Origin of the sequence: Devosia elaeis (genome assembly GCF_001650025.1) — a bacterium.
Classification (GTDB): domain Bacteria; phylum Pseudomonadota; class Alphaproteobacteria; order Rhizobiales; family Devosiaceae; genus Devosia; species Devosia elaeis.
Map to the genome: position 1 here is coordinate 1 of NZ_LVVY01000008.1, position 13083 is coordinate 13083.

Sequence of the window (13083 nt, forward strand, 5' to 3'; positions counted from 1 at the left end):
ATCACCAAGGAATTCCATTTCTCGGCATCCCATCAGCTCACGTCCCTTCCGCCTGATCACCAATGCGCTCGGCTGCATGGGCACAACTACGTCGTGGAAGTCGAACTGACGGCCAATGAGTTGAACGAGCATGGCTTCGTCCGCGATTATCAGGACTTGTCAGTGCTCAAACGGCACATTGATGAGGTATTCGATCACCGCCATCTCAACGACGTGTTGGGCCATGACCGGGTTACAGCGGAATGCCTCGCCCAATACTTCTATGTCTGGTGCAAGCAGCGACTGCCCGAAGCCTCTGCCGTACGCGTCAGCGAGACCGCCAAAACCTGGGCGGAGTATAGGCCGTGAGCGCCGTGGAGCCGCCCGGTATCCGTATCAGCGAGATTTTCGGGCCGACGATCCAAGGCGAAGGCGTGTTGATCGGTCAGCCGACCGTGTTCGTGCGAACCGGCGGATGCGACTACCGTTGCGCCTGGTGCGACAGCCTGCATGCCGTCGACAGTCGCTTCCGTGAAGACTGGCGGCCAATGTCGGTAGAGCAGATCTGGTCCCAGGTCCGGGCCCTGTCCGGTGGTGAGCCGCTGATGGTGTCGCTGTCCGGTGGCAATCCTGCGATCCAGGCGCTGGGCGACTTGATCGTCTGCGGTCACCAAGACGGCTATCGTTTCGCCCTGGAAACGCAAGGTTCGGTGGCCCGGGACTGGTTCTCGATGCTGGACGTCCTGGTGCTGAGCCCCAAGCCGCCATCGAGCCAGATGAGCGTCGACTGGGCACAATTCGAGGCATGCCTCGACGCCGCGCAAGGCAAGCCGCTGACGGTGCTCAAGTTGGTGGTTTTCGGCGATGAGGACTATGACTTTGCTCGAGACGTCGCAGCCCGCTATCCGCACCTGCCGACCTATCTCCAGCCGGGCAACCACACGCCGCCCTCGCCCGATGCGGCGGACGGCCCCATAGACATCGAGGGCGTCATGCAGCGCATGGAATGGCTGGTGGACAAGGTTACTCAAGACCGATGGTTCCAGGCGCGGGTATTGCCACAGCTTCACGTGCTGCTCTGGGGCAATAAGCGCGGCGTCTAGGGATTTGCAAACAAGTCTGTCCAAGCATGCGAGGATTCAACGTGTCGGCAAACGGGTTCGAGTCGCCTGACCATGCGCGACATACAGGTATTACGCGATGCCAGGAAGCGGATCGCGATGCTCACAGCTTACGACCACGTCATGGCAGGTCTGCTCAGCCAATCCGGCATCGACATGATCTGGGTCGGAATGGCAGCTATCGGGACGTCGCAAACGCGGTCTGAATGACCGCTGTGGGGCGCGCATCTGCCCGGCGGGTTATGGGAGCCCCCTGCCCTGATTGTCAGCTTCGGAGGTGGCGGATGCGGGGCCGATTGCGGACTGACAGCAATTTGATCCCAACGTGCAATTGCGGACATTTGAGCGCCGAGGACACCAATTACCAGTTGGTGTAACTGCCATCCCTGCGGCGGAGATGGGGTGCCTCCCAGAACTCGAAGCTCTGGCGCGAAATGAGTTGCTCATTCACTTCAACCCCCAGCCCGGGTGCGTCGCTGACGATGTAGGTCGCGCCCTGCAGCCGAGGCTGCACCGGGAAGAAGTCAGAATTGTCGAAGCCGAGATGCGTCTCGGCCGGCGAGGCGCGGGTTTCCAGCCAAGAAAAATTCGGCACGGCGGCCGCGAAGTGTATTGAAGCGGCTGTGCAAATGGGGCCCAGCGGATTGTGCGGCATCATGTCGACATAGTGCGCTTCGCTCCACCCGGCGATCTTCATCGCCTCGGTGAGCCCGCCCACATTGCAGACATCGAGCCGATTGAACTGGTGGATATCGCTTTCGATGAACGGCAGGAAGGCCCATTTTGAGGCCAGTTCCTCGCCTATCGCAAACGGTATGTTTGTCATTTGTCGCAGCGCCTGGTAGGCGGACGGACTTTCCGACCGGATCGGCTCTTCAAGGAAATCCAATGTGCCTGCAGGCAATTTCTGGCAGAAGCTTGCGGCCTCGGCAACGCTCAACCGGTGGTGATAGTCGATCCCCAAGACGATGTCGGGGCCAAGCGTTTCGCGCGCGATACCGCACCAATGTGCCGTCTCGGAAATGTGCTCGCGCGGCTCGTAGATGTCCTTGTTCTCCTGCCCGGATGGCGAGAGTCGCATCGCGGTCCAGCCAGCGTCGACCAGCATCTTTGCCTGTTCGATCATGGCTGGCCCAGGAGCGGCAGAGGTGGTGGCAAAGGTGGGAATCTGGTCGCGCTGCTTGCCGCCAAGCAGTTCGTAGACTGGCACACCCAGCGATTTTCCCTTGATGTCATGGAGCGCCAGGTCGATGCAGGATATGGCTGCGGCGAGCACCCGACCGCCTTCGTAATACTGGCTGCGATACATTTCCTGCCACAGCGCGCCAATGCGAAATGGGTCGCGGCCGACCAGGAATTCGGCAAAGTGCTCAATGGCGCCGACCACGGCCTTTTCGCGTCCTGAGAGCCCGCTCTCACCCCAACCGAATACTCCCTCGTCCGTCTCCACCTTGACTAGGAGCTGGTTCCGGATGCCGACCTTGACCGCATAGGTCTTGATTGCAGCGATCTTCATGTGTCTCTCGATAGGTGTCTGTGCTGGCTGATGGATTGGATGTGGCAATTCAGGCAGATATGGGTCGGCTGTCAGCCGGCCCATATCGAAAGCATGATGCCGTTCAGACCGTTATTCAGCGGCCTCCAAGTAGAGCCTTTCAGCCTGGTCGGGATCATCGACAATCCGGCACTCCGCGTCGATCCACATGGTCGAGCGGTTGGCGAGATCGTAGGCCGGCCATTCCGGCAGGCCCTCGGCATTCGGGACTCCGGTGCGGGCAAAGCCAGCCCAAAGGGCGCTCATGTTCTTCGCTGTCTGATAGCGCTCCGGCGATTGGTCGACCCCGAGGATAAAGCCCTGGCCGGTTTCGGGCGTGTTGAACTTCATGGAGATGTCGGAGGCGTGCGGCGAGCCGAGTTCGAATTCAGAGCCGGGGATCTTGGTCGGGCTGTGGTAGGCGAGCTGATACATGAAGACCGGCGCGGCCCCCTGTTCCACCTTGGCCTCAGCAATCTTGATGGCATCGCGCCAGATCGGCGACGTCCTGATCGCAAAGTAAATCTGGGCCGGACTGGCATTCGGTCGAGACTGCTGGAAGGTCGCAATGATCTCCTCCAGGTCCTCGCCGTCGTATGATCCGCCGAGCTGCTCGCGAAGGCCCGCCTCATCGATATTGAAGATATCTGGCGGCCCAAACAGGCTGAAAAAGACCATCTCATCCCGGGTCGTGCCGCACATGAGCGGTTTGCCAGCCGAGAAGTCAGCGACACCATCGGCAAAGGGATTTTGCGAGATCACTTCTCCATCCACGAAGGCGCCGAAGCCGGGAACGGGGTCCGGATCGCCCCAGGGCGCCAGGCCATTCGGGATATCCATTTGCTGGACTTCGAGCAGGCGTTCCGTCGGCAGATCGTGCAGCTGGGCAATTTCGGAAACCGAGATCCCAAGCAGTTCCAAAGTCTTCTCGGCCCGCGCATTGGCTTGCTCACGCGTCGGGAAACGCAGCGGCGACGCGCTCTCGATTGAAGCCTTGTGAAAGAGGTTGGCGGCGCCGGGCATAGTGTAGACAGCGGCTGTCTTGGAGCCACCACCGCTTTCGCCCCAAACCATGACATTGTCCGGGTCGCCACCAAAATTCGCGATATTGTCACGCACCCATTGCAGCGCCAGCTGGATATCGAGCATACCGGCATTGGCCGCATAGTCCTGGCCGGCGAGATCGCCGAGGAACAGGTAACCGAGCAGGCCGAGACGGTGGTTGGACTGCACGACGACCACTTCATGGTCGCGCGCCAGGCTGGTGCCATCCTGACCGGTGGCCGAACCGGAGCCGATCATGTAGCCGCCACCATGATTGTAGAACATGACCGGACGCCGCTTGTCGTCGGCTGCGGGTGTCCAGACATTGAGATAAAGGCAATCCTCAGACGGCGCCGGCATGCGCCGGTCGGGACCCATTTCCGGCTGCGGCGCCTGGAAGGCGGGATTACCGAAGGTCATAGTGTCACGCACTTCGGTCCAGGCTGCGGGCGCTTGTGGCGCCTTGAAACGCAGAGCGCCTATGGGTGGCGCGCCATAGGGAACGCCGAGAAACTTGGCGATGCCATCCTCATGCTTGCCGCGAATAGGGCCATAGGTCGTAGCAGTTTCCACGGTCTCACCGTTCCCTTGTCCCATGGCCAGAGGCGGAAGCACCGCCAAGCCAGCCAATGCACCTGCCCCCACGAGGACTGTTCTCCGATTCAGTGGCGTGTCGATCATCGTGCTCTCCTCCTTTGGCACTTGAAATTTGGGTGCGATCTGCCGTCCCCCGACCAGGTAGCCAGAGCAGGAAGGCGATCGCGATGTGTTGGTAGTCAGGCCTGGGCGTACCGGGCTATTCCGTCGACGTCGAAGACCACGGCGTCGGACGTCGCGAAGTCGAACGTCACGACTTGTCCGGGCTGAAGCACATGGTCCCCGTCCAGAACTGCCAAGAAATTGGCCCCCGATGGCAGACTGACGCTCACATTGGTCTCATTGCCCAGACGCTCGACGAGCACCACCTGGCCGACGAGCGCGCCGCTTCCACTCAGATGCAGCCTCTGGGGCCGGATGCCGAGCGTGACCATGTCTCCAACCTTGAACGCCTCGGCATCGGCGCTGAGCTGGACGTTGGCCATGTCCTTGCCTGAGATCGTCACCGCATCGCCATCCACGGCCGTAACGGAACCGGAAAGCAGGTTCATCTTGGGCGAGCCGATGAAACCGGCGACAAACAGGTTGGCGGGACGCTGGTAGAGTTCGATCGGTGAGCCAACCTGCTGCACGATACCGGCATTGAGCACCACGATCTTGTCGGCCAGGGTCATGGCCTCCACCTGGTCGTGGGTGACGTAGATCATGGTGGCGCCGAGGTCCTGATGCAGCTTGGCCAGCTCCATGCGCATGTCGACACGCAAGGCCGCGTCGAGGTTGGACAGCGGCTCGTCAAAGAGGAATACCTCGGGCTGCCGCACGATGGCCCTGCCGATGGCAACGCGCTGGCGCTGGCCGCCGGAGAGCTGGCTGGGCTTGCGGTCGAGCAGGTGCTCCATCTGCAGGATGCGCGCGGCATCCCTGATCTTGCGATCCCGCTCCTCCTTGGGGGCGCGGGCCAGTTTGAGACCGAAGCCGACATTGTCGTAGACGGTCATGTGCGGATAGAGCGCGTAGGACTGGAACACCATGGCGATGCCGCGATCGCGCGGCTCGACCTCGTTGACCACGAGCGAACCGATCTTGAGTTCCCCGCCGGTGATCTCCTCGAGCCCGGCGATCATCCGCAGCAGGGTGGATTTACCGCAACCAGAGGGGCCGACAAAGACCACGAATTCGCCATCCATGATGCTGAGATCAACACCCTTTATCACCTCAACGGCGCCATAGCTCTTGCGTAGTCGGTTGAGTTCCAGTCCGGCCATGCTGGCCTCCCTTGAATAAGTCGCCTAACCCTTGACGGCGCCGGCCGTCATGCCCGCCACGATCTGCCGGTTGAAGAACAGGAAGACGAGGAGCGGCGGGATGGTGATGAGCAGGATATTGGTGAAGAGCAGATTGTAGGCGGTGTTGAACTGGCTCTGGAAATTGTAGAGCGTCAGCTGCACAGTCGCGTTGTTAGCCCCCGGAAGGTAGTAGAGGGGGTTGGTGAAGTCGTTGAAGATGCCCACCGACTGCACCACAATATTGGTCACCGTCACGGGCCAGAGAAGGGGGAGGATCACCCGGAAGAACACATCGAGCGGCCGCGCGCCGTCGATAATGGCTGCCTCGTCCAGTTCACGCGGAATGGTGGCGATGAAGGCGCGGTAAAGGATGATCGAAAAGGGCAGGTTGTAGGCCACCTCGATCAGGATCATGCCATGTAGCGTCCCGAAGAGTTTGAGCCCCTGCAGCAGCCAGATGGTCGGCACCACGGCCGGTGGGATCATAAGGCCAGCCAGGATGAGGAACTCGATAGGGCCGTTCCACTTTGCATCGCGGCGCGCCAGGACAAAACCAACCATGGCGGCCAGGACCACCAGGAGTGTCACGCTGACCACTGTCAGGATGGACGAATTCACGAAAGCCGTGATCATCATCCAATTCCTTGTGGTCACCACCTCCACAAGGTTTTCCCAGAGGTGAAAGCCCTCAGGCCAGGAGAAGTCACGCGATGCCGCCTGACGCCGATCCTTGAACGCCATGAAGATGATGAAGAGAAACGGAATAACGAAGACGAAGAAGCTGACCGTTATCGCGGCAATCCCGCTGATCAGAGGCAGTTGCTTTTTCATTCGTGGCCCCTCCGGCGGTTGAGGATCATGGTGAGGGGAATGACCAGCACGGCGATGAGCACGAAGAGCACGACATTTCCGGCGGTAGAGAGGCCATAGAACCCGGCCTGATACTGCTTATAGATGACCGAGGCGACGGTATCGGAGGCAAAGCCTGGCCCGCCCTTGGTCATCGCCCAGATGAGATCGAAGGTGCGCAGCCCGCCAATGAAGCTCAGAATGATTACCGTGGCCGTCGCCGGGCGGCTGAGTGGCAGAGTGACGTACCAGAAGTTCTGCCAGGGAGTGGCGCCATCGATGCGCGCGGCTTCGTAATAGTCACGGGGAATGGCGACGAGCCCTGCAATGTAGATGACGGTAGCCAGTCCCACGCCCTTCCAGACATCGACCAGCGCGACTGAATAGAGCGCCAGCGACGGATTGGTCAGCCAGCCTGGCCCCTTTATACCGAAGAGCGCCAGGGTCTCGTTGATCATGCCCTGGGTGGGATGCATCAGCACGGTGAAGGTGATGCCGACGCCGACCGTAGAAACCAGGACAGGAAAGAACACCACCGATCGCAGATAGCCGCGGGCCACAATATTGCTGGTCAGCAGCACGGCGAAGGCCATGCCGATCACCACCTTCATGCCCGAGGTCACGACGGCGTAGATGACCGTATTGATAAGACCCTGGACGAGGAATGGCTCGCGGAAGAACTGGGCAAAATTTTCAAAGCCGATGAAAACGGAATCGAACAGCGTCCAGCGCGTGAGGCTGAAATAGAGCGACGAGACGGTTGGCGCCAAAAAGAGCACCGAATAGATGACCGCCGCCGGCAGAATGAACCAGCCCGGATATCGGGCCTGAATTGGCTTCTTGCGGACAGTAGTCTGCAACGCGCCGGCGCTGTCGGCTGTCGTAACGGACATGGGCACTTCTCCTCGCAATGGGGAGCGGCAGGCGAACGCCCGCCTGCCGCTCTTGGGCAGTCGCTTACCAGCCCGGGAGGCCTAGCTGCTGCGCCTGCTTCTTCACATCCTCGTCGTAGAGGGCGGCGGCATCTTCAGGAGTGCGAATGCCGGAGCCGACTTCGACGGTGATGTTTTCAAGGCTCGGTCCCTTGACCGGAGACAGGAACTCCAGTGCGGGCGCGGTGCGGCCGTTGGCGGTGAAGTAAGTCTGCAGATCCGCCACGGCGGGATTGACGTCCGCCGGCAGCTCGCAGCCCTGGATCAGGAACGGCCCGGTTATGGCGTTGATCTCAACCCAGGGGTCGCATCCGCCTTCCTTGCTCGCAACGAACTCGACAAGCTTCTTTGCCGCTTCCATGTTCGGTGTATTGGCCGAGATGTAGAGTGCCGTTGGCATCCACACAGTTGTGCCGTTGAGAGAGGCATCATCGCCCGGAAGGGCGAAGAAGCCGACATCGCCGACGAGCTCAGGATAGTCCTGGGCAATTGTGCCAACGGCAAAGGTCAGCATTGGATAGTGTGCTCCTTCGCCATCGGCGAGCATACGCAGACCGTCGTTGAGCGTAGCGGCACCGAAGTCTTCATTGAGATAGCCGGCATTAAATACGTCAGCCTGCTTCTGGAACCCCGCCATGGCTGCCGGCGTATTGGCGTATTTCGCCTCGCCGCGGGTATACATCTCGGCGAACTGTGGATTCTTCGCCTGCACGTTGAAGTAGTCAGCGAGAATGAACAGCTGGCTGGTCCAGGTGTCGCCAAAGGTCTGGATCACCGGTGCATAGCCGGCTTCCTGAATCTTGGCGCTGTTGGCCATGAACTCGTCCCAGGTCATCGGGACAGAGAGGCCGAGTTCCTCGTAGATTTTCTTGTTGTAGAGAACGCCGCCACCCATGGCCTGACCATAAGGCACACCGCGCAGAGTGCCGTCATTGGCGGTCACCGTCTGCTTGAAGCTGTTCAAGATGTCGGCCATGTACGGTTCGTTGGTCAGGTCGACAGTTGTCTGAACAGGGTTGATCGCCTGGAACAGCGATCCGGCATTGTAGACGAAGACATCGTTCATCGTGCCGGTAGCGAGACGACTCTTGACCATATTGTCGCGTTCGGTGCCGCCGGGCCCGACTTCAATCTCCACATTGATGTCGGGGTTTGCGGCCTCGAAGGCCTCGATCATGGCTTCGGTATAGGCGACTGCTGCCTGGTCATTGGGCGAGAACAGGCTCAGCGTGGTCTGCTGGGCCAGCGCGATACCCGTCAATCCGGTCATCGACATGAGACCGGCGGTAAGTCCCAGAATGGTCTTTCTGGTGTACGTCATGGTCATAGGAACTCCTCCCTTGTGCTCTTTCGAGCGTCACTTTTGCCAGTGGATGCGGAACCTTGCTGTGTGGGTGCCAGACGCGACTGGACGGCGCGTCTTTTCTCCAGCGACGGCGGGCACAGGCACGCCATCGAGGGAAATCTCGGAATAGTCGGTTGAAAGCACCAGCTCGCCGGAGCTGCCCTCCGGGATGGTGAATGTGTAGGTCGCCTGGTCGCCCTCCAGTGACCAACCCGCCTCCACATGTCCGGCGACACTTTCGTGGTGGGCCTGCACAGGCGAGAGAGCCGGAACGATGAGCGGCTCGAATATGATGTTCTGGAAGCCTGGGCTTGCGGGGTCCGGACGTAACCCGGCGACCGCTTCGAACAGCCACTGACAGACGGCGCCATAGGCGTAGTGGTTGTACGAGTTCATCGTTGGCTCAAAGATAGAGCCGTCAGCCTTGATACCGTCCCAGCGTTCCCAGATGGTGGTAGCGCCACGCTTGACCTGGGCTAGCCAACCTGGAACTTCCTCCTGAAGGAATACGCTGGCAGCCAATTCCGGCTCGCCGATTTTGACGAGGGCGGGCAATAGCGCAGGCGTCCCGATGAAGCCCGTGCCGATGCGCCCCCTGGACCGGGCAATCGTCGCCTTAAAGAAGCCCTTGGCGGCCTCGACGTGCTCGTCGGGGATCAGGTCGTGCAGGAAAGCCAAAGCGTAGGAGCTCTGATCATCGTATAGGAGACGACCGGCGGGCGTGATGAACTCCCGCTGGAATGCTGCCTTGACCTGCTCCGCCCGCGCGTCCATCCGGCGGGCTTCATCCTCCCGGCCAAGGATGCGGGCGATTCCAGCGATCTGGGCCGACGAAATGTAAAGGTAGATGGTGGCCGCAGCGTCATCACCCATTGTAGGGACGGCCTTGAGGTGGTCGTTCTGCGGCTGAAGCCAGTCGCCGAAGCTGAAGCCCTTGACGCCCCAACCGGACGGGGGGCGCACGACCGGTCCGTCGCTGATCCCCCAGACATAGTCGTTCCAACGCACCATGGCGCCGAAGGCCTCGTCGAGAATGGCCTTGTCGCCATAGTGCACGAAAAGCGTCCAGGGGATCACGCTGATGGCGTCGCCCCAGCCGGTCGAGCCGCTGAAATGGCTGCCATCGGCTGGGGGCTTGAGGCGCAAGGGGTTGGGCGAGATATGAGCGATGGCGCCGTCAGCTTCCTGATCAGCCATCATTTCCCGTACGAACTTGGCAAGAAAAGCGTGGCTGTCGGCCAGATAGCAGGCCGTTGCTGCAAAGACCTGGGCGTCGCCGGTCCAGCCCAGTCGCTCGTCGCGCTGTGGGCAGTCAGTGGGAATGTCGATGAAATTGCCGCGCTGGGACCAGATCGTGTTCTGGACCAGCCGATCAACTAGCGGGTTCGCTGAGGTAAATGAGGCGGTGACCTCGGGCACCGAAGTGATGGGGATGGCCTCTATTTCGGCGACAGAGGCATCTCCCTCGATCGTCACGCGGGCATAGCGGAAGCCCTGGAACGTAAAGGTGGGGCAATAGTGCTCAACACCTTCGCCTCGGAGAACGAATTCGAGCCGCGCATCGGCGCTGCGGAAGTTGACGTTATAAAACGCGCCGTCCTTGTCGAGAATCTCGGCGTGTTCAATGAGGATATGCGCGCCAGCCCGTCCGCTGGCGGTCAGTTGAACATAACCACCGATGTTCTGGCCGAAGTCGTAGACAGTGCGGCCATCACTGTCCTGCCACGACTTGACGACCGGAAGTGCGGCGAGCTCCCTGACCGGCAAGCACTCCTGTTCAACCAAGGTGCCGGTATCGAGTGGGAGAATATCGACGCCCAAGGTCGCTTCAACCTGGACACGGTCGTCCCGGATCTCGCCAAAGTAGATGCCCGATTTGCGAATGGGCGTTTCGCCACTCGACCAGCTCTCGTCGGTTGCCAGCAGAAGGTCTTCGGCATCTACTCCACGACGAATTTCGGCGATGACCCCAAGCTTGTCCCCCCAGACGTTGGCAAGACCTGATCCGGTCCACATCAGTGGAGAGCGGAACCACCCGTCACCGAGCCAGATCTCGATAGTGTTTGCACCAGCCCGCAACAGGTCGGCCACCGGATAGGTCTGGAATGCTAGGCGCTTGTCATAATTGGTCCAGCCGGGCGTGAGCTGATCGTTGCCGACGCGCGTGCCGTTGATAAAAACGCGATAGAGGCCATAGGCCGTGACCCGTAGGCTTTCCGTGCCGGTCACCATATCAAGTTCGAAGGTTCGCGTGACGAATGGGGAAGCATTGCCGACGCCCCGGTCTGCCTCGGGGTGGATCATCCTGGCAATCCAGGCGTGCTTCTTCCGGGCTGCAGCAATGGTTGCTGCAGGCGACGCTATCTCGTTCACGCTGTCCTCCGCCGCTCATTTGCTGAGCGTTGTGCAATGTTGTCCGTACAACGTTGTACAAAATTGTCGGCTTTGCAATACACTTTTTCGCGGGCACATTGCGCCGCAACGAAATGCCCGGATTTCAAGCGGAATGACCCGAAAAAGCCCACCCAAGAGGATCACGATCCACGACGTCGCCAGCGATGCCGGTGTGTCTTTTTCCGCAGTGTCGAAGGTTCTGCGTGACGCCTATGGCGTGAGCGACGCGCTCCGCGCGCGGGTCAACGAGTCTATTGCCAAGCTCGGCTACACGCCCAACACGGCTGCCCGCGGCATGCGCGGCAAGACCCATGTCATCGGCGTCATCTTCCCAGATATGCGCAACCCATACTTCGCCGATGTTCTCTCGGGGATCAGCGCTGCGTTGGAACGCACGACCTATCAGATGGTGCAAGGCATCGTTCAACACTCGACGGAGGCAGCACTCGTCCAATCGATGATGAACATGCAACTCGACGGCCTGATCATTGTGGGCAGTATCAGTACTAGCGAGGAGCTGTCCGGGGTTGCAGCGCGTCTGCCTCTGGTCGTCGATGGGCACCACCTGCCCAATGCAACAAGCTTTGACACGGTCAACAATGATGACGCTGAAAGTGGGCGCATTGCGGTTCGGCATCTGGTGGAACAGGGCTATCGCAAGATCGCCATGCTCAGCCTGGAAACCCACAACGGCTCGGTCATCGAGCGCCGGGAAGCGGGCTATGAGGAGGCCATGCGCGCCGCAGGGCTGGGTCGCCACATAGAGATCGCCCGAGCTCCACAGTCACTACGCGACATCCAGGTGGTGACGCAGTCACTCATTGAAAAGAGGGTCGAGGCGATCTTCTGCTGGACCGACTATGTCGCGCTCGAAGCCATGAGTGTGGCGGGATCGCTGGGCCTCTCCATCCCCAGAGACGTTGCAATCGTCGGTCACGATAACACCATGTATTGCGGCTTCGAGCAGAACTCGCTGACCAGTCTCGACCAATCCGGCGAACAATCCGGTCTTCAAGCGGCCAGGCTTCTCATTGAACGCATTGAGGGTCGGCAGAAGGCCGAACATTTCCTGATCCATCCGCGTTTGGTTGCCCGAAGAAGTTCAGCCGCACCAGCGTAGTCTCAGGTGCAAGTCATAGATGCCGGCGTCTTGGTCCGCAGGTCAGTCGGGGATGACCGTCCGACGCTCTCGACACTCAAGGAGGTTGCGAACTAAGCAAAGCTACAGCATCCCAAACCGCCGATCGCCATCAGAATCCCCATGGGCACAGGCGTGCCATTGGCAAACAGTCCCGCAAGTGCTGAACCTAGCATGCCACTGCCATATTGAATTGCCCCAACGACCGCCGAAGCGGCACCAGCGCGCTTGGTGATTGTCGAAAGGGCTCCGGCAACATTATTCGCCAGAATGAGACCGTTCATGCTGGAAAACAGGAACTTTGAAACGATCAGCCCCCAGACGCCGGCTCCGCTCAGCACCACTATAGCCAGCGCGCCCCGGAAAAGCGCTGCACCAGCGGCGCCAGCGACCAGCATTCTCTCGCTGCCAATTCCCACGACGAGCCGTGCATTGACCGCATTGGCGATAATATCGGCGTTGCCGATTGGACTGGACTGCCGCCCTCACTGGTCGGTCTGCTGCTCCTTGCCGTGTCGTTTCTCACGCAGAACGGCGCGCGACGCGAACCATCAGCCTACGGCTCTACTGCCGCGTGGCGCAGAACCGTCACGGCTTGATTTGGAAACACTGTTGACCGGGGTACGCCCCGGTCAACCACTGGAACCCACCTCAGGAGATGTCAGCTTTTGGGGTTCAAGAATTTTGATCTGAACGGCCGGAATGGTGAAGGGTTTGGGATGCCGTTCGGCGTCGCAAAGCCACCCATGCAGGAACCCGCGGTCCGCATGCACTGGGCTATGGGGTTTTCTGATTTGGCGTGACCGAAGTCCTGCTGCGGGCGGTGGTGGCCTGACCCCATAGGGTGGTCCGGTTTCAGTCTTA

Annotated in this window: 12 protein-coding genes; 4 read left to right on the forward strand and 8 right to left on the reverse strand. The window is 60.3% G+C overall.

The genetic code is table 11. The features are described from left to right. From queD to A3840_RS20225, 3 genes are all read left to right on the forward strand, one after another. The coding region (queD, locus tag A3840_RS00945; protein WP_067450527.1) for a 6-carboxytetrahydropterin synthase QueD at positions 1-348 on the forward strand (348 nt) is incomplete at its 5' end. Further along, the gene (queE, locus tag A3840_RS00950) at positions 345-1082 is read left to right on the forward strand and encodes a 7-carboxy-7-deazaguanine synthase QueE (protein WP_067450530.1); all 738 of its coding nucleotides are present in this window, start codon (positions 345-347) and stop codon (positions 1080-1082) included. The genes queD and queE, both read left to right, overlap by 4 nt. Before the next feature lie 72 nt (positions 1083-1154). Next, positions 1155-1310, forward strand: a complete 156-nt coding sequence (locus A3840_RS20225) for a 3-methyl-2-oxobutanoate hydroxymethyltransferase (RefSeq protein ID WP_082903549.1) — start codon at positions 1155-1157, stop codon at positions 1308-1310. A 151-nt stretch (positions 1311-1461) separates the two neighbouring features. Here the strand turns inward: A3840_RS20225 and A3840_RS00955 are convergent, their stop codons facing one another. From A3840_RS00955 to A3840_RS00985, 7 genes are all read right to left on the reverse strand, one after another. Beyond that, positions 1462-2616: a mandelate racemase/muconate lactonizing enzyme family protein gene (locus A3840_RS00955; RefSeq protein ID WP_067450533.1), complete on the reverse strand. Its 1155-nt coding sequence runs from the start codon at positions 2614-2616 to the stop codon at positions 1462-1464. 111 nt (positions 2617-2727) lie between these two features. Continuing rightward, on the reverse strand, positions 2728-4359 hold the full coding sequence (locus A3840_RS00960; protein ID WP_067450535.1) for a carboxylesterase/lipase family protein: 1632 nt from the start codon (positions 4357-4359) through the stop codon (positions 2728-2730). 95 nt (positions 4360-4454) lie between these two features. Next, entirely contained in the window at positions 4455-5540 is a 1086-nt protein-coding gene (locus A3840_RS00965; RefSeq protein WP_067450538.1) for an ABC transporter ATP-binding protein, read from the reverse strand. 24 nt (positions 5541-5564) lie between these two features. Further along, positions 5565-6392, reverse strand: coding sequence for a carbohydrate ABC transporter permease (locus A3840_RS00970; protein ID WP_067450541.1), 828 nt, complete (start codon positions 6390-6392; stop codon positions 5565-5567). After that, positions 6389-7303 (reverse strand): carbohydrate ABC transporter permease, encoded by a 915-nt coding sequence (locus A3840_RS00975; protein WP_067450544.1) that lies wholly within the window; start codon positions 7301-7303, stop codon positions 6389-6391. The genes A3840_RS00970 and A3840_RS00975 overlap by 4 nt, the downstream gene beginning before the upstream one ends. 64 nt (positions 7304-7367) lie before the next feature. Beyond that, positions 7368-8663: an ABC transporter substrate-binding protein gene (locus A3840_RS00980; protein ID WP_067450554.1), complete on the reverse strand. Its 1296-nt coding sequence runs from the start codon at positions 8661-8663 to the stop codon at positions 7368-7370. 36 nt (positions 8664-8699) lie between these two features. Then, positions 8700-10991, reverse strand: coding sequence for an alpha-L-rhamnosidase (locus tag A3840_RS00985; RefSeq protein ID WP_082903550.1), 2292 nt, complete (start codon positions 10989-10991; stop codon positions 8700-8702). Positions 10992-11193: 202 nt separating this feature from the next. On the opposite strand from A3840_RS00985, the gene A3840_RS00990 reads away from it, so the two are divergent. Then, positions 11194-12201, forward strand: a complete 1008-nt coding sequence (locus A3840_RS00990) for a LacI family DNA-binding transcriptional regulator (RefSeq protein WP_067450548.1) — start codon at positions 11194-11196, stop codon at positions 12199-12201. Positions 12202-12293: 92 nt separating this feature from the next. Here the strand turns inward: A3840_RS00990 and A3840_RS19925 are convergent, their stop codons facing one another. Next, entirely contained in the window at positions 12294-12617 is a 324-nt protein-coding gene (locus A3840_RS19925) for an MFS transporter (protein ID WP_067450551.1), read from the reverse strand. Positions 12618-13083 lie beyond the last annotated feature (466 nt).